At 65.1% G+C, this 23,617-nt stretch carries 20 protein-coding genes; 13 read left to right on the plus strand and 7 right to left on the minus strand.

Going from position 1 to position 23,617, the window contains the following annotated elements; genetic code table 11:
• Positions 1 to 116 precede the first annotated feature (116 nt).
• Positions 117 to 1,010, plus strand: coding sequence for a DUF2272 domain-containing protein (locus LDL28_RS07900; protein ID WP_233058058.1), 894 nt, complete (start codon positions 117 to 119; stop codon positions 1,008 to 1,010).
• Positions 1,011 to 1,060: 50 nt separating this feature from the next.
• On the opposite strand, the gene LDL28_RS07905 is transcribed toward LDL28_RS07900, so the two are convergent.
• Positions 1,061 to 1,471, minus strand: a complete 411-nt coding sequence (locus LDL28_RS07905; protein ID WP_233058059.1) for a rhodanese-like domain-containing protein — start codon at positions 1,469 to 1,471, stop codon at positions 1,061 to 1,063.
• A 150-nt stretch (positions 1,472 to 1,621) separates the two neighbouring features.
• Between LDL28_RS07905 and LDL28_RS07910 the strand changes: the two genes are divergently transcribed.
• From LDL28_RS07910 to LDL28_RS07920, 3 genes are all read left to right on the plus strand, one after another.
• The gene (locus LDL28_RS07910; RefSeq protein WP_233058060.1) at positions 1,622 to 2,644 is read left to right on the plus strand and encodes a cysteine synthase A; all 1,023 of its coding nucleotides are present in this window, start codon (positions 1,622 to 1,624) and stop codon (positions 2,642 to 2,644) included.
• Positions 2,645 to 2,722: 78 nt separating this feature from the next.
• Positions 2,723 to 3,442: a response regulator gene (locus tag LDL28_RS07915; protein ID WP_233058061.1), complete on the plus strand. Its 720-nt coding sequence runs from the start codon at positions 2,723 to 2,725 to the stop codon at positions 3,440 to 3,442.
• A gap of 8 nt (positions 3,443 to 3,450) precedes the next feature.
• Positions 3,451 to 5,010, plus strand: coding sequence for an ATP-binding protein (locus LDL28_RS07920; protein WP_233058062.1), 1,560 nt, complete (start codon positions 3,451 to 3,453; stop codon positions 5,008 to 5,010).
• Positions 5,011 to 5,226: 216 nt separating this feature from the next.
• On the opposite strand, the gene LDL28_RS07925 is transcribed toward LDL28_RS07920, so the two are convergent.
• Positions 5,227 to 5,775 (minus strand): hypothetical protein, encoded by a 549-nt coding sequence (locus tag LDL28_RS07925; protein WP_233058063.1) that lies wholly within the window; start codon positions 5,773 to 5,775, stop codon positions 5,227 to 5,229.
• A 327-nt stretch (positions 5,776 to 6,102) separates the two neighbouring features.
• Between LDL28_RS07925 and LDL28_RS07930 the strand changes: the two genes are divergently transcribed.
• Both LDL28_RS07930 and LDL28_RS07935 read left to right on the plus strand, forming a co-directional pair.
• Entirely contained in the window at positions 6,103 to 6,681 is a 579-nt protein-coding gene (locus LDL28_RS07930) for a YqaA family protein (protein ID WP_233058064.1), read from the plus strand.
• A 143-nt stretch (positions 6,682 to 6,824) separates the two neighbouring features.
• Positions 6,825 to 7,811: an SDR family oxidoreductase gene (locus LDL28_RS07935; protein ID WP_233058065.1), complete on the plus strand. Its 987-nt coding sequence runs from the start codon at positions 6,825 to 6,827 to the stop codon at positions 7,809 to 7,811.
• 41 nt (positions 7,812 to 7,852) lie between these two features.
• Here the strand turns inward: LDL28_RS07935 and LDL28_RS07940 are convergent, their stop codons facing one another.
• A complete protein-coding gene (locus tag LDL28_RS07940; RefSeq protein ID WP_233058066.1) occupies positions 7,853 to 8,779 on the minus strand; it encodes a 4-(cytidine 5'-diphospho)-2-C-methyl-D-erythritol kinase in 927 nt (308 codons plus the stop codon).
• Positions 8,779 to 10,617, minus strand: a complete 1,839-nt coding sequence (locus tag LDL28_RS07945) for a tetratricopeptide repeat protein (RefSeq protein WP_233058067.1) — start codon at positions 10,615 to 10,617, stop codon at positions 8,779 to 8,781. Before LDL28_RS07945 ends, LDL28_RS07940 begins: the two co-directional genes overlap by 1 nt.
• Positions 10,618 to 10,635: 18 nt before the next feature.
• Here LDL28_RS07945 and LDL28_RS07950 point away from each other — a divergent pair, with 18 nt between their 5' ends.
• Positions 10,636 to 11,595 (plus strand): uracil-DNA glycosylase family protein, encoded by a 960-nt coding sequence (locus LDL28_RS07950; protein WP_408887021.1) that lies wholly within the window; start codon positions 10,636 to 10,638, stop codon positions 11,593 to 11,595.
• Between the two features lie 166 nt (positions 11,596 to 11,761).
• Positions 11,762 to 13,744 (plus strand): lytic transglycosylase domain-containing protein, encoded by a 1,983-nt coding sequence (locus LDL28_RS07955; RefSeq protein WP_233058069.1) that lies wholly within the window; start codon positions 11,762 to 11,764, stop codon positions 13,742 to 13,744.
• 76 nt (positions 13,745 to 13,820) lie between these two features.
• On the opposite strand, the gene LDL28_RS07960 is transcribed toward LDL28_RS07955, so the two are convergent.
• Positions 13,821 to 15,110 (minus strand): hemolysin family protein, encoded by a 1,290-nt coding sequence (locus tag LDL28_RS07960; RefSeq protein WP_233058070.1) that lies wholly within the window; start codon positions 15,108 to 15,110, stop codon positions 13,821 to 13,823.
• A 141-nt stretch (positions 15,111 to 15,251) separates the two neighbouring features.
• The gene (hpnH, locus tag LDL28_RS07965; protein ID WP_233058071.1) at positions 15,252 to 16,433 is read right to left on the minus strand and encodes an adenosyl-hopene transferase HpnH; all 1,182 of its coding nucleotides are present in this window, start codon (positions 16,431 to 16,433) and stop codon (positions 15,252 to 15,254) included.
• A gap of 451 nt (positions 16,434 to 16,884) precedes the next feature.
• On the opposite strand from hpnH, the gene dxs reads away from it, so the two are divergent.
• The 5 genes from dxs to hpnK all read left to right on the plus strand — a co-directional run bounded on the left by dxs (position 16,885) and on the right by hpnK (position 23,258).
• Positions 16,885 to 18,900 carry a 1-deoxy-D-xylulose-5-phosphate synthase gene (gene dxs / locus LDL28_RS07970; protein WP_370636282.1) on the plus strand — a complete coding sequence of 672 codons (2,016 nt, stop codon included), beginning with the start codon at positions 16,885 to 16,887 and terminating at the stop codon, positions 18,898 to 18,900.
• Positions 18,897 to 19,559, plus strand: coding sequence for an ABC transporter substrate-binding protein (locus LDL28_RS07975; protein ID WP_233058073.1), 663 nt, complete (start codon positions 18,897 to 18,899; stop codon positions 19,557 to 19,559). The genes dxs and LDL28_RS07975 overlap by 4 nt, the downstream gene beginning before the upstream one ends.
• Positions 19,560 to 19,622: 63 nt before the next feature.
• The gene (hpnI, locus tag LDL28_RS07980) at positions 19,623 to 20,801 is read left to right on the plus strand and encodes a bacteriohopanetetrol glucosamine biosynthesis glycosyltransferase HpnI (protein ID WP_233058074.1); all 1,179 of its coding nucleotides are present in this window, start codon (positions 19,623 to 19,625) and stop codon (positions 20,799 to 20,801) included.
• Positions 20,802 to 20,906: 105 nt separating this feature from the next.
• Positions 20,907 to 22,331, plus strand: coding sequence for a hopanoid biosynthesis associated radical SAM protein HpnJ (gene hpnJ, locus LDL28_RS07985; RefSeq protein WP_233058075.1), 1,425 nt, complete (start codon positions 20,907 to 20,909; stop codon positions 22,329 to 22,331).
• Positions 22,332 to 22,403: 72 nt separating this feature from the next.
• Positions 22,404 to 23,258, plus strand: a complete 855-nt coding sequence (gene hpnK, locus LDL28_RS07990) for a hopanoid biosynthesis-associated protein HpnK (RefSeq protein ID WP_233058076.1) — start codon at positions 22,404 to 22,406, stop codon at positions 23,256 to 23,258.
• 21 nt (positions 23,259 to 23,279) lie between these two features.
• Here hpnK and trxA read toward each other — a convergent pair whose 3' ends face one another.
• Positions 23,280 to 23,609 (minus strand): thioredoxin, encoded by a 330-nt coding sequence (gene trxA / locus LDL28_RS07995; RefSeq protein WP_233058077.1) that lies wholly within the window; start codon positions 23,607 to 23,609, stop codon positions 23,280 to 23,282.
• Positions 23,610 to 23,617: the final 8 nt, after the last annotated feature.

Genomic DNA, 23,617 nt, shown 5'->3' on the forward strand with positions numbered 1-23,617 from the left:
CCTCCCGCCGCCCCGGCAGGGAAAGGGGGGTATGTCCTTTTTCCCGGGCCGACCCTTCCGTCGGGTCGGCTGGCACCGTATGGAGGGAAGCTGTTGCCCGCAACGGAGTGCCGATCTTGCGCAAGATAGCCTTTCTCGCCCCCCTGGCCTGCCTTGCGGCCTGCGCGTCCGGTCCCGGCAACCATGCCCACCGGGCCATGACGCCCGCCGCGCAATACGCCACGGGCGCGGGCGCGCTGATCGTGAACACGCATGTGCCCGATTTCGCCACCCGTGGTTACGAAGCCTTTACCCGGCAGGATGTGGTGGCCATCGCCCTGCGCGAATGGCGGCTGTTCGGCCAGCCGGTCGATGATGACGACCCGCTGCTCCGCCCCGAACCCACAACACCCTCCGTCAAGCCCGAACGCACGCCCGGCCTGTGGCAGCGCGTGGGCGAATACTGGTGGATCGGGCAGGATCCGGAGGAAACCGAAGTCGCCTGGGATGGCAAGCACGATGCGGACGGGCACATAACCGATTTCACGCATGACGGGCTTTACGCGTGGTCGGCGGCCTTCATTTCCTATGTGATGCGGGTGGCAGGGGCCAATGACCGCTTCGCCTATTCCCCCAACCACGCGACCTACATCAATGCCGCCGCATCAGGTCAGGAAAAGGGCGTGAAAGCCCGCAATCCCGCCCATTACGCCCCGAAGATGGGGGATCTGATCTGTGTGGGGCGCGGGGCAAGCAAATCGGTGCGCTTTCGTGACCTGCCGACTCCGCAGGGCTTTCCCGCCCATTGCGGCATCGTGGTCGCCACCGGGCAGGACGACGCGCCCTTTGGTCACCAGCTCAGCATCATTGGCGGCAACATAGATGACGCGGTCGCCCTGACCCATGTGCCGATAGCCCCCGACGGACGCCTGACCGACCGCAGGGGCAATAGTCTCGACCCGCGCTACCCGTGGTGCGTGGTGCTACAGGTCCGTTACGACGCGGACCGCGAACCCGTAACCAGCCAGTAACCCCGCCCGCCCGGCGCAAACGCACCCGCCGGGCGGGGGCCGGTCGGTTCTCAGCCCCGCGCGCAGGGCAGTTGGGACGCCTGCCAGCCCGCAAGGCGGCCACGGCGGCCGGTGGCGTCTTCTGGCCCCTCGAATCCATCCGCCACGTTGAACACGTTATGGTAGCCGGCCTCATAGGCCGCATGGGCGGCGGCCATGCTGCGCATGCCGGAACGGCAGATGAAGTAGATCCGGGCCGTCCGGCCAATCCCCGCCTTTTCCAGCGTGGCGATGAAATCGGGGTTGACCAGCCCCACCGGGGGCAACTGCCAGCTGTCGCGCACCACTTCCTTGCCCGCGCCGGACAGGTCGGGCACGCCCACCTCCGCCCACTCCATGGGGGTGCGCACGTCCACCAGATAGGTATCGGGATCGCCACGCACGGCTTCCCATGTGGCGGCGGGTGAAATATCTTCAATCATTACCGTTTCCTTTCAGCGGCAAAACCTGTTGCAGGGATATGCCAAGTCGCCGCCATTCCTGATAGTAGGGAATGAAATACGCACGACATGACCGAACCTGCCGCCAGCCGTGCCGCATGATATTATCCAGACCAGTGAAGGTGCTGCCTTATGGCCAAAAGTGCAAATCCCGTCTTACCCCTCTCTCCCGACATGCCGGCGGCCGTCGGCCATACGCCCCTGATCCGACTGCGGCAGGCGTCGGAAGCGACGGGATGCGATATTTACGGCAAGGCGGAATTCATGAACCCCGGTGGTTCGGTCAAGGACCGGGCGGCGCTGGCCATCATCAACGACGCCGAGCGCCGGGGCGTGCTCAAGCCCGGCGGCACGATCGTGGAAGGCACTGCGGGCAATACCGGTATCGGGCTGACGCTGGTGGCCAATGCGCGCGGCTACCGCTCGATCATTGTCATGCCGGAAACCCAGAGCCAGGAAAAGATCGATTTCCTGCGCATGATCGGCGCGGATCTGCGCCTTGTGCCCGCCAAACCGTTCCGGGATCCGGGCAACTACGTCCATGTCTCGCGCCGCCTGGCCGAAGAAACGGGTGGTGTGTGGGCTAACCAGTTCGACAATACCGCCAACCGTGAGGGGCACCGCCACACCACCGCCCCCGAAATATGGGAACAGACCGAAGGCCGGATCGACGCCTTCACCTGCTCGTGCGGCACGGGCGGCACGCTGGCGGGGGTCACCCTGGGGCTGGAAGACTGCGCGCAGCGCGCCGGGGTGGCGCGGCCCCGCATCGTGCTGGCCGACCCGGAGGGATCGGGCCTGTACGGCTGGGTGAAATCGGGCGACCTGTCGGCCAGCGGGTCATCCGTTACCGAAGGCATCGGCCAGTCGCGCGTGACGGGCAACCTGGAGGGGCTGCACTTTGATGATGCCGAGCGCATACCGGATGCGGAAGCGCTGGAACAGATTTACGCGCTGCTCATCCACGAAGGGCTGTCGGTCGGCGGATCGACGGGCATCAACATCGCCGCGGCCATACGCGTGGCGCGCGCCATGGGGCCGGGGCACCGTATCGTCACCATCCTGAGCGATGGCGGCGCGCGCTACCAGTCCAAGCTGTTCAATCCCACCTTCCTGCGCAGCAAGCACCTGCCGGTGCCCGCCTGGCTGGCCTGAAGGGCCACTGTGGCCCGATAATTGCAACGGAGTGAAACATCTGGTGCGGCGGCGTACCGGGTCATGTAGAATACCGCAATGACCCCCCTGCCGCATATCCTGATCATTGATGATGACCGCGAGATCCGTGACCTGCTGGCGCGCTTTCTCGAACGCAACGAACTGCGTGTCACCACCGCGCGCGACGGGCATGAAGCCCGCCGCCGCTGGGCGGAGGGACACTACCAGCTTGTCATCCTTGACCTCATGCTGCCGGGGGAAAGCGGGCTGGACATCTCGCGCTGGCTGCGCACGCAGGCCAACGTGCCCATCGTGATGCTGACCGCCATGGGCGATGATACCGACCGGATCATCGGGCTGGAACTGGGGGCGGATGATTACGTCCCCAAACCCTTCAACCCGCGCGAACTTCTGGCGCGCATCCGCGCGGTGCTGCGCCGCACATCCGACACGCCGGACCCGCGCAGCGTGCCGGTGCTGCATACCCTGCGCTTTGCCGGATGGGTGCTCGATACCGGCCGCCGCCGTCTGGTCAACCCCGACGATGTGGAAGTCCCGCTGACCGGCGGGGAATACGACCTGCTGCATGCCCTGCTGGAACGGGCCAACCGCGTCATGACGCGCGACATGCTGTTCGACCTGCTGCGCGGGCGGCAGGCGGGGCCGTTCGACCGGGCCATTGACGTGGCGATCAGCCGCCTGCGCCGCAAGCTGGAAGATAACGGGCGCAATGCGCAGCTCATCAAGACCGTGCGTGGGGGTGGCTATGTCCTCGCCGCGGAGGTTGAGCGTATCTGACCGCGCGTATGTCCCCCTTTCCGCCGTCCTACCTGTCCCCCCCCGCACCGGATGAACAGCCGCCCGGCAACTGGTGGACGCACCTGCGCACGCGCCTGCTGCCCCAGTCCCTGGCGGCGCGGACCACGCTGCTCCTGATCGGCGGGCTGGGGGTGATCCAGATCATCGGCCTGACCATCCATGCCATGGACCGCTTCGATTTCGACCAGCGCATGATCAACGCGCAGGCCCGCAGCAAGGTCTTCACCTATTACCGCGCCATTGTGGAAACCGCCCCCTCCGACCGGGCGCGCGAACTCGCGGCCCTTCACCTGCCCGAAGGGGTCAGCATAACCCTGACCCCCGGCCCGGAACCGGACATGGTCAATGGCCTGGTCATGCCGCCCCACCCCCCGCACCACATGCACCCGCCGGGCGACTGGATGCCCCCCGATGACAGGGGGCCCACGCCCTTCGGCCCGCCGGGCCACCACCACCACCCCTTCGGCCCCGGCGGGCCGGATGGTGATGGGCCGGGAGAAGATCCGGGCATGGGGCCGCTGCCGCAGTCGCTCCGGCCCGAGCAGGTCATGGTCTCCCCCGCGACGGGGCGCAGGCGCACGGTCGCCTTCCTGCTTCCCGATGAGCGGCGATGGGTCACCATCCATTACATAACGCCCCGGCCCAGCCCGTTCCGCTCCCCCACATTTCCCATCGCGTTCCTGATCATGACGTTCACGGGGGGGCTGCTGATCCTGTGGGGGGTGCGCAGGCTGATCGCGCCGGTCAGCACGCTGGCCGCCGCCGCCGAGGAACTGGGCCGCAATGTCAACGCCCCGCCCATGCCCGAAGACGGCCCGCTGGAGGTGGCGCGCGCCGCCCATGCCTTCAACACCATGGCGCACCGCATCCGTCGCTATCTCATGGATCGCACGCTCATGCTGACCGCCATCGGCCATGACCTGCGCACCCCCATCACACGGCTGAAGCTGCGCGCCGAATTCGTTGAGGACGAGGAGATGCGGGCCAAGATTCTCACTGACCTCGACGAACTGGAAGCCATGGTCACGGCGACGCTGTCCTTTGGACGCGATGCGGCGCAGCGCGAACCCATGGGGCGGGTCAACCTGACCGCCCTGCTCCAGACCATCGCGGATGAAGCCGCCGAGACCTACCCCGAAGCCGCCGGGGAGATCACCTTCACCCATGCCGACATCCCGGACACGCATGTCCGCACCCGGCCGGTCGCGCTCAAGCGCGCGCTGAACAATCTGGTGACGAACGCCATAAAATACGGCGGTGGCGTGCGCATCACACTCAATGCACCCCAGCAGGGCGAAGGCGGGGACGCGGGTGAATACACCGTCACCATACTGATCGAGGATGAAGGCCCCGGCCTGCCGACCGAGGATCTGGAACGCATGTTCGACCCCTTCGTCCGCGCCGAACAGAGCCGCAACCGTGAAACCGGCGGCACCGGGCTGGGGCTGTCCATTTCACGCAATATCATATGGGGGCTGGGGGGGGACATCCGGCTGACCAACCGGCAGCCGCATGGGCTGCGTGTGACCGTGACCCTGGTGTGTTAGGGCGGCACGCCCCGCATGGGCCTGGCCATCACATTGATGTGTAGGGTCGGGACTGACGGGCGGCGGCATGCAGGAGATGAGAAAGACAGGCGATGGGGGCGATCGGATCCTGTCTGGAGGGTTGTTCCGGAGTCCGGGGGGAGGCGACTTGACGAATACCGGAGTTCAGGAATGAATTTTCAACGGCCCGGTTAAATATCCGGTAAAGGCAGGCTGTTATATCGCCACTGATGTCAGGTGAATATTGGATTCATCAAGTTCGTCCTGACGGATCATGTCCTTCACTTTCGCGATGGAAAAAGACGGCGCCTTTGTCTTGGAGCGCTGGCGTTTCTCGTTATCGTCCTCGATAAACGCATTTGTTGCGGGGTCGAGATAGCCGTAGCCGCACAGATATGGATTCCGCACATCGGCCATCACGGCCACGACATGATAACGCCGACGTCCCACCCAGTATTCAGCAACCGAGTCCTGATCCACGCCGGGATAGTTGAACGTTACTCCGCGGGAATGGAGATAATCAAAGATATTCCCCATGAGAACATTCATAAGCTTCTGTTTTCTCGGATTGAATTCAAAAGCATAATAAAAATGTTCCAGATAGACCTTCTCTTCCTGCGGCAGGGACTTCGGATTGACCCATCCCAGGATGCTCTGCATCTTCGTGGGTTTGGGTTTTACCTTGATGGGCCGGTCACGGAAGATAATAGTCCCCCGTTGGTTAAAGAAAATCGGAAGAATAACGTGTTGCGGATCATCATTCATGAAATCACCTCCTGATTTTGCAATATCAGACCTCTCCTGTTTCCGGCAATGGCCTGAATATCAGGCGCCTCCATCATGTTCGTGCCCATGGAAATGACCCACGGGGAAGAATTTCGTCCCTGTTGAAACAGAATCCGCGCGGCCGTTCCGGCGCAAACGCGGTTCCCGGATATGATCCATTCCACACGCGCCCCATAAAATGATGCCCTGTTCACCCCGCGCGCGGAGCCATTGCGCCTCTGGCCCGTTTGGGTCGCGTGGAAGGCCGGGACAGCCGGATTCCAATAACTTCTTGCTCCGCCCGGGGGACAATGGCATTGCCCGATAATGCTTAACCGCCTGTATGCCCGCATCATTGCGCTGGCTGCCAGTCCGCATGCCGCCATCTGGCTGGCTGTCATCTCCTTTGCCGAGGCCAGCGTCTTCCCGCTGCCGCCCGACATCATGCTCGTGCCCATGGTGCTGGCGTGCCGGGAACGCGCGTTCCGGCTGGCGGCCATCTGCACGCTGGCAAGCGTGTGCGGGGCGGTGCTGGGGTGGACCATCGGCGCGTTCCTGCTCGATTATGCCGCCATACCCATCGCGCGGTTCTATCATGCTGAAAACACATTGCATTCACTGCAGGAACGCTTCCGTGAATGGGGGGTGTGGATCGTCCTGTTCAAGGGGCTGACCCCCATCCCGTTCAAATTCGTCACCATCGCCAGCGGCGCCGCGCATTTTTCGCTGCTGCCGTTCCTGCTTGCCTGCGCCGTGACCCGTGGGGCGCGGTTCTTCCTGCTGGCGGCCCTGCTGCGCCGCTTTGGCGCGCCCATACAGGATTTTATCGAACGCAGGCTGCCACTGGTCGCGCTCATGTTCGCGGTGGCGCTGCTGGGCGGCGTGGTCGCGCTGAAATACATCTGAGCGCACGCATCAGGCCTTGCCTGCCCGTGTGGCAGTGTTCGGCCCCCGCAGGCCGTGATAGGCTGCGCGCTCTGTCATTTTCATTCCGCGCGGGCCGAGCATTCGCCGCGCGGGCATCTATCCACGGGTTGGGAGCATAGTTCATGCCGCAGCAGGTTGCTGTCATTACCGGAGCGGGCGCGGGAATCGGGCGCGCCACGGCGCGTACACTGGCGCGCGCGGGGTGCGATGTCGCCCTGATCGGTCGTAACCGCGACCGGCTGGGTGACGCGGCGGCCGAACTGCGCGAACTCAATATCCGCACCCATATCGCCTGCGCCGACGTGGCCGACGCGGCGGCCATCGAACAGGCCGCCGAGGAAATCGAGGAACAGCTCGGTCCCATCACGCTATGGATCAACTGCGCGGGGGCGACCGTAACCGGCCAGATCGCGGCCCTTGACGCCGATGAAATCCGCCGTGCGACGGAAGTGACCTATCTGGGCACCGTCAACGGCACGCGCGCGGCGCTGAACCGCATGCGGCGGCGCGGGCATGGCACGATCGTCAACCTTGACCGGCTGGCCAGCCTGCGCCCGCCGCCGCTCCAGGCGGTGGAAAACGGGGCGCGCGCCGCGGTCCGCGCCTTTTCCGAAAGCCTGCGGCCCGAAATCCTGCATGATGGGGACCGCATCCATATCGCGCTGGTACACCTGCCCGCCATCAACACGCCGCGTTTTTCATGGACACGGAACCATACCGGCAAGCACCTGAAGCCGATGGGGCCGGTCTATGAACCCGAAATCGCGGCCGAAGCCATCTGCCGGGCCGCCTTCGGGCGGGAGCGGGATATATGGGTGGGCCTGTCGGGCATGCGCAACTGGGTGCTGAGCACCTTCCTGCCCGGCCTGTCGGACCACTGGCTGGCGGGCAAAGGGTATGGCCGGCAGATGGAAAAAATGCCGGTTACGGGCGACGAGCCCGATGACCTGTTCGAGACCGTGCCGGGCGCTTACGCCGCCCATGGCCGTTTTGACATGATCACCCGCAAGGGCATGCCGCTGTTCCTGACCAGCCGCCACGCCCAGTTCGCCACGGTGGCGGGGATGCTGGGGATGCTGCTGTTCGCGCTCCGCCGCAGGCGGGGCTGAAAACCCGGAGTGCTTTTCCTACCTGATGGCGTCCCGCGCCATCAGGCATGAAGCGGGGCGGCCGAAGGGACCAGTCGCGCCCCGCCCCGGTACAGATCCCCCGCCCATACCCACCATTTCGCGCGCTGGACGCCCGCCTGCGCGGCGCGTGCGGCGGCGGGACTGTCGAACAGGGCGTAACAGGTGGCCCCCGACCCGCTCATGCGCGCAAGGCGGCAACCGGGCGCGCTTTGCAAGGTGGCGAGGACATCCGCGATTTCGGGGCAGATGGCGCAGGCGGCTTCCTGCAGGTCATTGGTCTGCATGGAAAGGTCACGCACCATGTCGGCCAGCGTATCCCACCGGGGCGGAAGGTCCGCGCGCGGCGTGAAGCCGGGCTTGCGCGCACGGAATACCTGCGGGGTGGAAACGCTCTGCCCGCAATTGACCAGCATGATCCCGCATTCCGGCAGGCGGGGCGCGCTGGACAGTTCCTCCCCGATGCCTTCCATCCGCGCGGCAAGCTGCTCCACGCAGACCGGCACATCGGCCCCCAGGCGGGTCGCGAGCATCAGCAGCCGCGCGCGCGGGATGGACAGCTTCCATACATCGCGCAGCAGCCGCAGCGCCGCCGCCGCATCCGCCGAGCCACCGCCGATTCCCGACGCCACCGGCAGTTCCTTGCGCAGCACGATTTCGACATCGGGCAGGTGGCGCGCCACGTCCGCCCCCACATGCTCGCACAGCAGCCTGCCCGCGCGCACGATCAGGTTGTCCGCGTGGTCGCCCTGCAGGCCGGGTGAAAAAGTGCCCTCGACCCGCAGCTTCACGTTCCCGCCCCGCCCCGCGCCACGGGTCAGTTCCAGCTCATCCGCCGCCCCGGCGAAAACGGCCAGACTGTCCAGCAGGTGATAGCCATCTTCCCGCCGCCCGGTGACATGCAGGTACAGGTTGATCTTTGCATGGGCCAGTTCGTGCAGCGAAGACATCAGTGACGGGTTCCGTTTGCCGGGGATGGGGGGGTGGCGGGCGTGGTCACGGGCTTGAGATCAGCCGGAAGAGAGGTGGCGGGCGCAGGCGCGTTCCCCTTCCATGCCCGGGCGTAATCGAGGGCGGCCGTGATCTTGCGGCGGTCCAGCGGGTCGGGCTGGAACTGGATGGCGTTCTGCCATTCATTCACCGCCTCCAGCCTGCGGCCCGCCATCCAGTACGCAACGCCCAGGTGATAGTTGATGGCCGGGTCCTGCGGCATCTGTTCGACCGCCTGTTCCAGCAGGGGCAGCCCCTCCGCCACATGGCCCAGGCGCATGAGCACCCAGCCCACGCTATCGCGGATCTGGTTGTCCGCCGGGGCCAGCGCCAGCGCGCGGCGCAGGTAGCTTTCCGCCATGGCCGGGTTTTCACCGTACTCGACCATGGAATAACCAAGATAGTTCAGCAGTTCCGGTTCGTTGGGGGAAAGTTGGAGCGCCTGTTGCAGCAGGGCGCGCGCCTGCGGCCAGTGGTTCTGGCGTTCCTGCGCTATGGCCTGACCGAACAGCAGCCGCCAGTCATCGCCCTCCAGCCGGTGCGGCACCAGCGCGGTGGCATGCTGGTAGGCGTCCAGCGCCTCGGGCCATTTCTGCTGGTCCAGCAGGGCGTCGCCCAGGCTGCTCCACAGCATGCGGTCATCAGGAGCCTGTTGCAGCAGGTCGCGCAACTCCCGCGCCGCCTGTTCCCGGTTGCCCATCATGACATCCAGATCCGCCTGCTCGGTCCGATAGACGGCCAGGAGCGGATCATCGGCCGGTGCGCCGTCCAGCGCCTCACGCGCCAGCCGGTCCTGCTTGCGCACATGCAGCATGGAGGACAGCAGAAGCCGCGCCTCGGAATCCGCCGGGTCGAGCATGAGCGCCATGCGCAGCATCATCTGCTCGGTCCCGCGCAGGGTGCCGATTTCCTGCGCGGCATCGGGCTGGCGCTCCTCATCCGCGCCGTCATGGGCGTAAAGCTGCTGGTCGATCAGCAGGGCCACCAGCCCGTATGCCTGCGCCAGCCCCTGCGCCGCATGGGTCACGACAGGTCGCCTGACCATGGCCATGATGTTGGCCCGCGCCACCTCCAGCACCGGCATACCCGCGATGCGTTCGTTCAGCATGGCCTGCGCCTGCGCTTCCTGCCCCTGCGTGATCAGCCAGTGCGCCAGCACCAGCGTGGTGAACAGGTCGCCCCCGGTCATGCTGGTGGACTGGCGGAACAGGGTGTCCGCGCGCATCTGCATGCCGCCAAGCTGGGCGATCAGGGCGGCATGCAGCGTATAGTACCCCCCCAGCGTATGATCCAGCCGCGCGGGCTCCAGCGTGGCCAGGGCCTCGTCCGTTTTGCCCGCGCCCTGCAGCGCCCATGCGCGCAGCAGCGGGCGCAGCAGGTTCATGATCTGGTCGGGCGGGGCGTTGAGGTAATGGGTCGCGGCCTCGTCCCACTTGCCCGCCAGCGCGGCGGCGTTGCCCATGACCAGTTCCGGCATGACCCCGCTGGGCTGGTCGGGGGCCAGGGCAGCCGCCTGCGGGCTGCCCGCCATGATGCTGTAGAAAAACGCCCGTTCGCTGAACAGGCGAAAACCCGGGGCCAGATGGGCGGCGGTGCTGAACGCACGCGCGGCTTCGGCGTTATCCCCCTCATTGGCGGCAACGCTGCCGACCAGCAGGTTGGTGGCCAGATCCTGCCGCCCGGCCTGCATGATGGCGTCATCGGGCGTTGCGGCCCGCATTTCCCGGTTGGGAAACCCGGCCAGGAGCGGTACAACGAGGGAGGCCACGACCATGCGTGACAGACGAGGTAAGAGCATGACGCCAGAATCTACCGCGTGCGGCGTCCGCTGCCAAATCCCGCGCCTGACGGCGGGGTGGCGCGCGCCTGCATTACCTGTGTCGGTAGGGGACATATCCATCCGATGACTGATTCCATAACCCTGTTGCGCCTGTATGTGGAGTGGGGCGCCGATGACGCGCTTGACACCCACCCGCATGACCGGATGGCCCGTCCCGCCACGATACACCATCCCGCCACGGCTACACAGCCCACCCCCATACAGCCAGACAGGGGGAATGGACATAAAAATTCACCCCTGCCCCCCGCCGCCGCCACGCCGCGCGGGGCCGCGACGCTTGTCGATCAGGCCGTCACCGCCGCCCGCACGGCCGCGCAGGCGGCGACGACGCTGGATGAGCTTCATGCCGCCATCCGGGATTTCGGCGCCTGCACCCTGCGTGACAGCGCAACCCACAGCGTTTTCGTGGAAGGTCCCGCCGGCGCCCCGCTCATGCTGATTGGCGAGGCCCCGGACGCGGATGAGGACCGTAGCGGCCACCCCTTCGCGGGGGAGAGCGGGGCGCTGGTCTCGGCCATGTTCGCCAGTATCGGCATCGACCGCGCCACCCTGCCATGCGCTCCGGTCATTCCGTGGCGGCCGCCGGGGGGGCGTCCCCCCTCGGCGGCCGAGACGCGGATCTGCCTGCCCTTCATCCAGCGCGCCATCGTGCTGGCGCAACCCGCGCGTGTGCTGCTGCTGGGCAACCTGCCCGTGTCCGTCCTGCTTGGGGAGCGCACGACAGCCGCGCGCATGCGCGGGCGCTGGCGCGAAATCACCCTGCCCGCGAACCCCGGTCAGCCGGGGCCCGCGCACACATTCCAGGCCCTGCCCATGCGCCATCCCCTGCAATTGCGCGCGAGTGCCACGGCGCGTCGTGACACATGGAAAGACATGCTTTTGATCCGCGAAACACTTGAGAGTATATCTGGCGGGCAGCAAGGGGTAATTGCGTAATCTTTCCCGGGTATTAGCATATAGCAGGGCAGGTATTCATTCACGTTCCAATGTATGTTTCCCTCTGTTACATCTGGTTCCCGCATCTGTTCTGAAAACTTATTTACCGGCGCGCAAGAAGCTGGCTATTGCTTTCTGTCTGCATTGCGCCTACATCCCCACCGCTATGCGAGGGACAACCAATACCCCCCATCATGCCGTGACGGCCTTTCTGGCTGGCGCGGCATTTCTGGCAGGGGCGGCGTTCGCGCCGCTGCGTGCCCAAACAGTGGAAACCAGAGCGACGGATCAGGATCCGACCGCGCAGGGTGACCATAACGAGGAAACGGCGCTCGCCCTTCCACGCCTGCCCGCACATGGCAGCGCCGGGCTGCCGCGTCCCCTCGCGCCTGAGGACGTCAGCCGCATCCGCCGGGTCTTCAAACTCCAGGCCGATGGGGATTTCAGCACCGCCATCCGTGAAACCGCCGCCATCCATGACGACACCCTGCTGGGTGACCTGCTGGCGGCGCGCTACCTCAATCCCGCCTACCATGCCGATGCGGGACAGCTCCGGCTCTGGCTGCGCACGTTTTCGGGGCTGGCGGATTCACCCGCCATCTATTCCATGCTGGCCGCGATGCCATCGAAGGGCGGGCCGCTTCCCCCCGCCCCCGCCCGCAACGCGCTGGACAGCAACAGCAGCCATCCACCGCAGCATATCCACCTGCCGGAGGAGGATGACCCCTCCCTGCGGGTCTTCACCCGCAACAGCATGCTCGACCACACCGTGCGCGAACGCGCGGCGCAGGGCGCGAAGGGGGCACGCAGCGCCCTGCGCCTGATCGCCGCGACACCGGGCATGAACGATCTGTACGCGGCCCACCTGCAGGCGGAAATCGCCATGGCCATGTTCAGCAACGGTGAAAACCGGCTGGCCATGTCCATCGCCCGCGAGGCATTTGAAAAATCGGGCCAGCGCCTTGGGCTGGCGGGGTATGTCGCCGGCCTGTCCGCGTGGCGGCAGGGGCGGCCGGACATAGCCGAACCCCTGTTCGAGACCGCGTCCCGCGCACCGCTGACACCGGGCAGCATCCGTGCCGGGGCCGCCTACTGGGCCGCCCGCGCCCATCAGGCCACGGGGGATGTGGCGGCTTACTCGCCCTGGCTGCACCGCGCGGCGGCGGCGCCGCATACATTCTATGGCCAGCTCGCCTCCCAGATACTGGGCCTGCGCACCCCCGTCACGCGCGCCGGCGCCACGTCGGGTACGATCGGCTCCGCCCCGCCCCTGACCCTTGCCGCCGACCAGCAGGGCATCCATGCGGGCAGTCCGGTCCTGGGTGAAATCGACATCGAGGCCGTGGCCGCGACCCCCGCGGGCCGCCGCGCCTTCGCCCTGTTGCAGGTGGGAGAGCGTGACCGGGCGGAAGCCACGCTGCGCCGCATGTGGCCCGACATCCAGAACGACGCGGCACTGTGCCATTCCACCCAGATGGTGGCGGACGCCATGGGCATGAAGGATCTGTCATCCCAGATGCTCATGCTGATCGACACCAACGAAAACGAATACAGCACCCACGCCGCCCGTTTTCCCCTGCCCCCGCTCCAGCCCGCGCATGGCTTCCGCATGGACCCCGCGCTGGTCTATGCCCTGACGCGGCTGGAATCCAATTTCGACAGCAATGCCGTTTCAGGCTCCGGCGCGCATGGTCTCATGCAGGTCATGCCGGTGACCGCCGGTTTCGTGGTGCATGAAAAGGACCGCTTCACCCGCCACCCGGCGGCGTTGCATGACCCGGCGACCAATCTGGATATCGGGCAGCGTTACGTCCTGTATCTGGGCCAGCTTTCGGCGCAGGCCGGGGGGCGGCATGTGCCCGCGGGCGGTGACATGATCCGTATGCTGGCCAGTTACAATGCCGGGCCATCCGCCATTTCGCGCCGCAGCGCCACGATGGACGAGGATGAAGACCCGCTGCTCTATATCGAGAGCCTGCCCAGCAACGAGACGCGTGATTATGTCCGCCGGGCCTTTACCTACCTGTGGATTTACGCCGACCGGCTGGGTCTGGCCGCGCCGTCGCTTGAAACGCTGGCGCGCAATGAATGGCCGGCCTTCGGTTCGGAAACAGCCATGGCGGGGCATACCAGCCATACCATCCACTGAACATTACAGCCCGTATCGCTGTAAAAAAGGGGCGCATCCCGACCGGATGCGCCCCTTTTTTTTGAAAAGCCCGGCTTCAGTTCTCGGCCAGAAGCTGGCGGCTGGCCTGCACCCGCACCACGCGGCGGCCCTCCATTTCCAGCACCTCGAACAGCCAGCCCGAAAATACCACCTTGTCCCCCTTGGCGGGCACGCGGCGCAGCAGGGCCAGCACCAGACCCGCCAGCGTATGATAGCTGCCTTCCGCCGGGAGGTCGGACAGGCCCAGCCGGTCCTTGACCTCATCGGCGGGCATGGAGCCGTCAAGCACCAGGACACTGTCATGCGCCAGGCGCTGGGGTGGGGTATTGCCCGGCTCATGCTGCTCGCCCACGATCGCCCCGAACAGGTCGGATGAGGTGACGATCCCCTCGAACGAACCATATTCATCCAGCACCAGCGCCAGGCCCAGCGGGGAGGCCCGCATCCGCTCCAGCATGTCGAAGGCGGACAGCGTATCGGGCACCGAAATGGGATGCCGCAGCCCCACCCCGATCGAAGGGCTTTTGCCATCCAGAAAGCGGTCGAGCATGTCCTTGGCCAGAATTACGCCCACGGGGTTATCCACCCCCCCTTCGCACACCACGATGCGGGAATAGGTGGTCGAACGCAGGACCTGAAGCAGTTGCGCGCGCGATACGTGCCGTTCCACCCAGCACAGTTCGTTACGCGGCGTCATGATCGCCCGCACCGGGCGTTCGGCCAGACGCAGCAGGCGCTCGATCATGTCGCGCTCCTCCTGCTCCAGCACGCCCGCCTGCGCGCCTTCGGCAATATAGGCCCGCAGTTCCTCGACCGAAACGGATTGCCGGATCGCACCGCCAATCCCGATAATCTTCAATACCAGTTCGGACGACCGCCCCAGCAGCCACACGACCGGGCGGGTCAGCCATGCCATCCATTCCAGCAGCAGCGACAGCCGCGCGGCGATCAGTTCGGGCTGGCGGAGCGCGATCTGCTTGGGCACCAGTTCACCCAGCACCAGCATCACGGCGGTAATGACGCTGACCACCAGCAGCATGGCGATTTCATCGGCAATGGAATGCAGGGCCGGGATCTGGGCCAGCCAGTGGCTGACGCCCGCCTCGATGCTGCTACCGCCAAAAGTACCTTCCAGAATCGAGACAAGGGTCATGCCGATCTGGACGGTGGGCAGGAAGCTCTGCGGGTCGCCCGCCAGTTTCAGCGCCCTGTCGGCCCCGGCCGTGCCATTGCGCACCAGGATGGCGAGCCGAGCGCGCCGCGCGGAAATAAGCGCCAGTTCGCCCATGGCGAAAAGCCCGTTGAGCAGGACGAGGCACAATATAACAATCAGTGAAAAAACCATGATCCCGCCATCCTACAGCATAATTGCCCGCACGGGCACACTCCGCATACAGGGGCCGGGACATGCAAAAAAGAAAAGGCGGAACCCCATGGCTCCGCCTTTTCCCTGATGTCGCCCCGCGTGGGGCGGATCCGCCTGCCGTCAGTCGGCGGCGTCAGCCGTTTCAGCCGGCGCGGACACCTTGTTCACGCGCGGGGGGGCCGCCGGCTTCTTGCGGGCCGCGAGTTCCGCCATCTTGGTATCGACGTGCTGGGTAAAGACGTATTCAGCCGGGCGCTGGTGTTCCAGCGAGATTTCCGGAACCATGGGCTTTTCCGTCTCGGGCCCGAACAGCGCGACCTTGGCGATGTGCCAGGGGCGACGGACCGCATCCATCACAGCCGTTGACTCGTAACCCGAATGGACCATGCAGTCGGCGCATTTTTCATAATTGCCGGTGCCGTAGGCATCCCATTCGGTATCGGCCATGAGTTCTTCAAAGCTCTTGGCGTAGCCTTCGCCCAGCAGGTAGCACGGGCGCTGCCAGCCAAACGGGTTGCGCAGCGGCTTGCCCCACGGCGTGCAGTGGTACTGCTCGTTGCCCGCAAGGAAGTTCAGGAACAGCGGCGACTGCGTGAAGCGCCACTTCTTGCCCTTGCCAAGGCGGAAGATGTCGCGGAAGAGCTGCTTGGTCTTCTGGCGGTTCAGGAAGTGCTCCTGATCCGGCGCGCGCTCATAGGCATAGCCCGGCGCGGTCATGATGCCGTCCACGCCCATGGCCATCACTTCATCAAAGAAGGCCGCGACGCGCTTGGGATCGGCCCCGTCGAACAGGGTGCAGTTGATCGACACGCGGAAACCACGGGCCTTCGCCTTCTTGATCGCCGCGACCGCGCGTTCGTACACGCCGTCCTGACAGACGGAGGCGTCATGCATCTCCGGGTCGCCATCAAGATGCACATCCCACGAGAAGAAGGGGCTGGGCTCGTAATCGTCCATCTTCTTTTCCAGAAGAAGGGCGTTCGTGCACAGATATACGTACTTCTTGCGCGCGATCAGCCCGCGAATGATCTCGGGCATTTCCTTGTGCAGCAGCGGCTCGCCACCGGCCACGGCAATGACCGGCGCACCGGCCTCGGTATCCGCATCAAGGCATTCCTGAACGCTCAGGCGCTGATTGAGGATCTGGGCGGGATAATCGATCTTGCCACACCCGGCGCAGGCCAGGTTGCAGCGGAACAAGGGCTCGAGCATCAGCACGAGCGGATAACGTTTGCGCCGCGTAACGTGCTGCTTGACAACATAGGCACCGACGCGGACTGCCTGCATAATCGGAACGGCCATGAAACCTCTGCTCCTGCACCGGCCCAACCGCCGGTCTCATATTTCAAGTCTGGTAGGCTGGACTATGGTCACATCCACCTACGAGAAAACAAGCCCAACCTGACTCAGCCCTGCATCCAGAGCATGCCGAGGTTGCGGACTTGTACGACACATGAAGCCTTTCGGGAGGGTATAGGACAAAAACCATCCTGTATTCAATTGCTATCACCGCTGGTGTGGCCAATTAACAACAGTCCGGGAATTAGAGACTGTATTTGCATACTTAATCGGAGTAACACAACGCGATTACGCTACGGTCGCCATGGTTTTCGTGCCATGAGCCGCCATTCATCGCCGCCGGGGCAGTCCGGTCCGCCCCCGCACGGGTGCCGGGCCGGCCAACCGGAAACCGGGTTGGTTCCGCCCCTGCACACCGGGAAAGGGCCAACGCAGAACAATGGACGCGAATATCATGGATCAGCCCAAACCCGCGATTCCGACGCTCGGGCGCTATGCGCAGCTTGACCGCGTGCGTATGCCGCATGACCTGCGCAACCTTTCTGTGGAGCAGCTCCGGCAGCTTGCGGATGAACTGCGCTCGGAGACGATCGACGCGGTCTCCACCACCGGGGGGCACCTTGGGGCGTCGCTGGGCGTGGTTGAGCTGACCGTGGCGCTGCATGCCGTGTTCGACACCCCCGATGACCGCGTGATCTGGGATGTCGGCCACCAGGCCTATCCGCACAAGATCCTGACCGGGCGGCGCGAGCGGATCCGCACCCTGCGCCAGCCGGGCGGGCTTTCGGGCTTCACGCGCCGCAGCGAGAGCGAATACGACCCCTTCGGCGCGGCCCATTCCTCCACCTCCATTTCCGCGGGGCTCGGCATGGCCGTCGCCCACCACCTGCGCGCGGAGGAAGACCCCTCCTACCGTGAGCGCAACGTGATCGCGGTGATCGGGGACGGCTCGATCTCGGCAGGGATGGCGTACGAGGCGATGAACAACGCCTCGCATTGCGGGCCGGGCGCCGAACGCCTGATCGTGGTGCTCAACGATAACGAGATGTCCATCGCCCCGCCCGTGGGCGCGATGTCGAACTACCTGTCGCGGCTCATGTCCTCGCGCAAGTTCCTTGGCCTGCGCGAGCTTGCGGGCAAGATGGCCAAACGCCTGCCGGGCCGGCTGGAACGCACCGCGAAGAAGGCGGATGAATACGCGCGCGGCATCATGACCGGCGGCACGCTGTTCGAGGAACTGGGCTTTTACTATGTCGGCCCCGTGAACGGGCATGACATGAACCAGCTTGTCCACATCCTGCGCAACCTGCGTGACGCGGAAGATGTCGGCCCCGTGCTGGTCCATGTGATTACCGAAAAGGGGCGTGGCTACACCCCGGCCGAATCGGCTGGCGACAAATACCACGCCGTGTCCAAATTCAACGTGGTGACGGGCGAGCAGAAAAAGGCCCCGCCCGGCCCGCCAAGCTATACCTCGGTCTTCGGGCGCGAACTGATCCGCCAGGCCGCGACGGACAACCGCATCGTCACCGTCACCGCCGCCATGCCCTCGGGCACGGGGCTGGACAAATTCGCCAAAGCCTATCCCGACCGCTTCTTCGATGTCGGCATTGCCGAGCAGCATGCCGTCACCTTCGCCGCCGGGATGGCGACGGAGGGGCTGCGCCCGTTCTGCGCCATCTACTCCACCTTCCTCCAGCGCGCCTATGATCAGGTGATGCATGACGTGGTGCTGCAGAAGCTGCCGGTGCGCTTCGCCATCGACCGCGCGGGGCTGGTGGGGGCCGATGGCGCGACCCATGCCGGGTCGTTCGACATCGCCTATCTTGGCTGCCTGCCGGGCATGACCATCATGGCGCCCAGCACGGAGCTGGAACTGCTGCACATGACCGCGACCTCCGTCGCGTTTGACGAAGGCCCGATCGCGCTGCGCTACCCGCGCGGCAACGGGCTGGGGCTGGACCTTCCGGCGGCGGGCGAGGTGCTGGAGATCGGGCGCGGGCGAATCGTGCGCGAGATGGCCCGCCAGTCGGGCCCCGAGCAGGGCGGCATCGCCATCCTCTCGCTCGGCCCACGGCTGGGGGAGGCGCTGAAGGCGGCGGACATGCTGGCCGCGCAGGGCCTGTCCCCCACGGTGGCCGACGCCCGCTTCGCCAAGCCGATCGACACCGCCCTGGTCGAGCAGCTTGCGCGCAACCACGCCGTGCTGATCACCATCGAGGAAGGGTCGGTGGGCGGCTTCGGCAGCTATGTCATGACACACCTGGCCCGGACCGGCCTGCTGGACCGCGTGCGCTTCCGCCCCATGACCCTGCCCGACCGCTTCATCGACCACAACACCCAGCCCGCCCAGTACCATGAGGCCGGGCTGGATGCGCTTGCCATTACCAATACCGCACTCGATGCGCTGGGTGTCGGAATCAGCATGACGCAGCCCTTGCTAAAGACAGCAAACGGACCGAAATCATGACAGCTATGAAACATGTCCTGAAAACCACATCGCTGGCGCTCTGCGCCGGACTTATGGCGGCACCGGTCATTCCGGCTGTCCTGCCCATTCCCGCGGCCCAGGCCGCCAGCGCGGGCGACGCGCAGGTGCAGGAGCCGATCAAGGCGCTGTATGCAGCCCTTGACCGCGTTCAGGCCAAGGCCAGCGGCACCTTTGACCAGCGCGCCCAGATGCTGGCTCCCGCCATCGACCATGCCTATAACATAGAAGCCGTGCTCGCCTCCTCCGTCGGGCCGCGCTATGCCGGGCTGCCCGATGACCAGAAGCAGGCCCTGCTGGCCACATTCCGCCAGTTCACCATCGCCCGCTATGTTTCCAGCTTCAAGCCGGGCAGCGACGCGCGCTTCACCATCGAGCCGGGCGTGACCCCTTCCCCCGTTGGCGACGACCGGATTGTTATAACGCATATCGGTTCCTCGGATGACCCGAGTGGCACGGAAATCAATTACGTGATGCGCTCCGGCGCGAAGGGCTGGCAGATCGTCGATGTGCTGCTCAACGCCCATATCAGCCAGGTTGCGGCGCAGCGCGCCGATTTCAGCTCCGCGCTGGCCAGTGGGAATGTGCAGAAACTCACAAACCTGCTACAGAAAAAAATCAAGGCATTCTCGGAAGACTGATATCGTACTTCCCCGATACCCTTTTGTGATTCGCACCATGCGCGGGACCTTGCCGGAAAGATAATGTCTGTTTTCAACGCTCTTGTTTCACCCGCCGGACTGGCCGCAACCATTGCGGCCGCCGGGTGCATGCAGGCAGCGCTAGGCACTTTTCTGGTCTCGCGTTTCCGCTGGCAGGAAAAACGGGTGGACCGGTCGGTGCCTATGCCTCCGGTCTCCGTGCTCAAGCCCCTGCACGGCAACGAACCCCTGCTGGAGGAAGCTCTGGAGAGCTTCTGCACGCAGGACTATCCGCAGATGCAGATCATCTTTGGCGTGCAGGCGGAAGAAGACGCCGCCATTCCCATCGTGCGCCGCCTGATGGAACGCCATCCCGACGTGCAGATGGAACTGGTCATCGACCCTACCTTCCATGGGGTCAACCGCAAGATCGGCAACCTGATCAACATCATGACCCGCGTGAAGCATGATGTGCTGGTCATTTCCGACTCCGACATTCATGTCGCTCCCGACTATCTGCGCCATGTGGTCGGCGCGCTGGTGCCGCCCGATGTGGGGCTGGTCACCACGCTCTATGCCGGGCTTCCGGCCTCCGCCACCGTGCCGCGCCTGCTGGCCGCATGCCAGATCAACCACAATTTCCTGCCCGGCGTCATGCTGTCGCGCTATCTCGGCCGGCAGGACTGCCTTGGGGCGACCATGGCGCTGCGCCGTTCCATGCTCGATGCGATCGGCGGGCTTGAAGCCCTGGTGCCCCACGTGGCCGATGACGCGATCCTTGGCCGCTATGTACGTGAACGTGGCAAGGACATCGCCATCGCCGCGTGCATGACATGGACCACGGTGGGCGAGACGGCGATGCGTGAGGTTCTGGCGCATGAACTGCGCTGGGGCCGGACCGTCAAGACGCTGGAGTCGGCCGGCTATGCCGCCTCGGCCATCCAGTTGCCCCTGTTCTGGGCTACCGTGGCCGTGTTGCTGGCGCCACATGCGACGTGGACATGGTTTTTCTTTCTTGGTGCCTGGGGATGGCGGGCGGTATGTTCGCTCATCCTGGACCGGGCGCTGGCGCAGCGCAGCCTGCTGCCGTTACTGCTCCTGCCGCTGCGCGACTGGATATCGGCCGCGGTGATGGTGGGCAGCGTGACCGGCACCCGGGTTGCCTGGCGCGGACAGACGATGCATGTCACACCGCATTCAGTTATGACATCACGATCCCAGCCGGCTTCCCCCGGTGACTGATCCACCGCTGGCAGGTTGAACTGCTGTAGAATACCACCTTGTCATCAATAAGAACGGGTCATAAGGGAACCCCGTTCCCCGCCAGAACCCGAGGATACGCGTAGCATGATGAAAACCCTGTTTCTCCAGCCGCCTTCGTTTGACGGATTCGATGGCGGGGCCGGTTCCCGCTATCAGGCCAAGCGGGAAATCAAGTCGTTCTGGTATCCGACGTGGCTGGCGCAGCCGGCGGCGATGGTCGAGGGCAGCCGCCTGATCGACGCGCCCCCCGCGCGCATGGGCATGGAGCCGATTCTGGAAGACGTGCGCAACCGCGATCTCGTCATCATGCACACCTCCACCCCGTCCTTTGCGTCGGATGTGCGCGTGGCCCAGATGCTCAAGGATGCGAACCCGAACGTCAAGATCGGCATGGTCGGCGCGAAAGTGGCCGTCCAGCCCGAGGAAAGCCTGCTCAACGCCCCGCCGGTCGATTTCGTGGCGCGCAACGAGTTCGACTTCACCATCAAGGAAATGGCCGAAGGACGCGACTGGAAGGATGTTGACGGCATTTCGTGGCGCAACAGCGAGGGCGTGATCGTCCATAACCGCGACCGCGCCATGATCGAGGACATGGACAGCCTGCCGTTCGTGACCGAGGTGTACAAGCGCGACCTCAAGATCGAGGATTACTTCATCGGCTACCTCATGCACCCCTACATCTCGATCTATACGGGTCGTGGGTGCAAGTCGCGCTGCACGTTCTGCCTGTGGCCGCAGACGGTGGGCGGACACCACTACCGCACCCGCAGCCCCGAGCATGTGGCGGCCGAAATCCGGCTGGCGAAGCAGTATTTCCCGCAGGTGAAGGAATTCTTCTTCGACGACGACACCTTCACCGATGACCTGCCGCGCGCCGAAGCCATTGCCAAAGAACTGGGCAAGATGGGCATCACCTGGTCGTGCAACGCCAAGGCGAACGTGCCGCGCAAGACGCTGGAAGTGCTGAAGGCGAACGGCCTGCGCCTGCTGCTGGTCGGTTACGAAAGCGGCAACCAGCAGATCCTGCACAACATCAAGAAAGGCCTGCGCGTCGAGACCGCGCGCGAGTTCACCAAGAACTGCCACGAACTCGGCATCAAGATCCATGGCACCTTCATCCTTGGCCTGCCGGGCGAGACGAAGGAAACCATTCAGGAAACCATCAAGTTCGCAACCGAGATCAACCCGCACACGCTGCAGGTCTCGCTCGCCGCGCCCTATCCCGGCACGTTCCTGCACCAGCAGGCGACCGAAAATGGCTGGCTGGACGAAAAGAACGCCGAACTTCTGGATGAAAACGGCGTGCAGATCGCGCCGCTCCACTATCCGCACCTCTCGCACACGGAAATTTTCCAGAGCGTGGAGGAATTCTACCGGAAGTTCTACTTCCGCGCGCCCAAGATCGCCTCGATCGTAAACGAGATGGTCCGTTCCCCGCAGATGATGAAGCGCCGCCTGCGCGAAGGGGTGGAGTTCTTCCAGTTCCTGCGCGAACGCCGCGCCGCCTGATCGGGCCATGCCCCCTGTGCCGGAACCCTCGGGTTCCGGCATTTGTTTTTTCAAGCCATCCGGTTTTCCAGTATGAAGCGCGTCATCATATCCGCCGATGACTTCGGCCTGTCCGAGGAAGTCAACGAAGCCATCGAGATCGCCCATCGGGACGGATTGCTGTCAACCGCGAGCCTGATGGTGGCGGGCCCCGCCACGGCCGACGCCATACGCCGCGCGAAAAAACTGCCGGACCTGCGGGTCGGGCTGCACCTTGTCGCGATCGAGGGACCGGCCACGCTGCCGCCTGCCGACATTCCGCTCCTGGTGCCGCAGGACGGGCAGTTCCCCTCCGACCAGTTGAAGCTGGGTGTCGAATATTTCTTCCGCCCCGCCGTGCGCCGTGAACTCGCCGCCGAGATCGAGGCCCAGTTCCGCGCCTTTGCCGCAACGGGGCTGGCGCTGGACCATGCCAATGCCCACAAGCACATGCACCTGCACCCCACCGTGGGGCGCTACCTGATCGAGAGCGGGCTGCGCCACGGCCTGCGCGCCGTGCGCGTGCCGCTGGAACCGCCCGAACCCCTTTACGCCGCCGGGACCTATACCGATACGCTGGGGGACGCGGCGCTGCGGCGCTGGACGGCGCTGCTGCGCCATCAGGCACACAGGGCCGGTCTGGTCACGAATGACTGGTGCTTCGGGCTGGCCTGGAGCGGGCACATGACCACCGGGCGTGTCTCGGCGCTGGCCGCCCACCTGCCCGATGGCCTGTCGGAAATCTATTTCCACCCGGCCACGGCGAAAAACCGCCTGCTCCAGCGGCTCATGCCGACCTATGAACACGAAGCGGAATTCCGCGCGCTCTGCGCGCCGGGCTTCCGCTCGGGGCTGGCGCATGCCGGGGCCACCCCCACGACATGGACGGACGTGGCCCGCACCCGCTGACGGGCCACATCCGCACAGGCTTCAGCCGATCTTGCTCTGGACCCATGCCTTGAGCTGGCTCTTGGGCATGGCCCCTGTCTGGGTGGCCACCGGCGCGCCATCCTTGAACAGGATCAGCGTGGGGATGCCGCGCACGGCATAATCGTTGGGCGTGCGGGGGTTTTCATCAATATTGACCTTGGCCACGGTCATCCTGCCCTTGGTTTCCGCGCCGATTTCATCCAGCGCCGGGGCGATCATCTTGCACGGACCACACCATTCCGCCCAGAAATCGACCAGAACGGGTTCCTTTGATTCCAGAACAAGCTTCTTGAACTGGTCATCACTGACGGCAATCGTGTTTTCGCTCATCGCTTCAT

Source organism: Komagataeibacter sp. FNDCR2 (assembly GCF_021295395.1).
Lineage (GTDB): Bacteria > Pseudomonadota > Alphaproteobacteria > Acetobacterales > Acetobacteraceae > Komagataeibacter.

Excerpts from the sequence above, each read along its gene's own strand:
- LDL28_RS07920 (WP_233058062.1), top strand. The coding sequence starts at position 3,451 with ATGTCCCCCTTTCCGCCGTCCTACCTGTCCCCCCCCGCACCGGATGAA.
- LDL28_RS07955 (WP_233058069.1), top strand. The coding sequence starts at position 11,762 with ATGCGAGGGACAACCAATACCCCCCATCATGCCGTGACGGCCTTTCTG.
- LDL28_RS07945 (WP_233058067.1), bottom strand. The coding sequence starts at position 10,617 with ATGCTCTTACCTCGTCTGTCACGCATGGTCGTGGCCTCCCTCGTTGTA.
- LDL28_RS07930 (WP_233058064.1), top strand. The coding sequence starts at position 6,103 with ATGCTTAACCGCCTGTATGCCCGCATCATTGCGCTGGCTGCCAGTCCG.
- hpnK (WP_233058076.1), top strand. The coding sequence starts at position 22,404 with ATGAAGCGCGTCATCATATCCGCCGATGACTTCGGCCTGTCCGAGGAA.
- LDL28_RS07910 (WP_233058060.1), top strand. The coding sequence starts at position 1,622 with ATGGCCAAAAGTGCAAATCCCGTCTTACCCCTCTCTCCCGACATGCCG.
- hpnJ (WP_233058075.1), top strand. The coding sequence starts at position 20,907 with ATGATGAAAACCCTGTTTCTCCAGCCGCCTTCGTTTGACGGATTCGAT.
- LDL28_RS07925 (WP_233058063.1), bottom strand. The coding sequence starts at position 5,775 with ATGAATGATGATCCGCAACACGTTATTCTTCCGATTTTCTTTAACCAA.
- LDL28_RS07975 (WP_233058073.1), top strand. The coding sequence starts at position 18,897 with ATGACAGCTATGAAACATGTCCTGAAAACCACATCGCTGGCGCTCTGC.
- LDL28_RS07935 (WP_233058065.1), top strand. The coding sequence starts at position 6,825 with ATGCCGCAGCAGGTTGCTGTCATTACCGGAGCGGGCGCGGGAATCGGG.
- LDL28_RS07915 (WP_233058061.1), top strand. The coding sequence starts at position 2,723 with ATGACCCCCCTGCCGCATATCCTGATCATTGATGATGACCGCGAGATC.
- LDL28_RS07905 (WP_233058059.1), bottom strand. The coding sequence starts at position 1,471 with ATGATTGAAGATATTTCACCCGCCGCCACATGGGAAGCCGTGCGTGGC.
- hpnH (WP_233058071.1), bottom strand. The coding sequence starts at position 16,433 with ATGGCCGTTCCGATTATGCAGGCAGTCCGCGTCGGTGCCTATGTTGTC.
- hpnI (WP_233058074.1), top strand. The coding sequence starts at position 19,623 with ATGTCTGTTTTCAACGCTCTTGTTTCACCCGCCGGACTGGCCGCAACC.
- LDL28_RS07940 (WP_233058066.1), bottom strand. The coding sequence starts at position 8,779 with ATGTCTTCGCTGCACGAACTGGCCCATGCAAAGATCAACCTGTACCTG.
- trxA (WP_233058077.1), bottom strand. The coding sequence starts at position 23,609 with ATGAGCGAAAACACGATTGCCGTCAGTGATGACCAGTTCAAGAAGCTT.
- LDL28_RS07960 (WP_233058070.1), bottom strand. The coding sequence starts at position 15,110 with ATGGTTTTTTCACTGATTGTTATATTGTGCCTCGTCCTGCTCAACGGG.
- dxs (WP_370636282.1), top strand. The coding sequence starts at position 16,885 with ATGGATCAGCCCAAACCCGCGATTCCGACGCTCGGGCGCTATGCGCAG.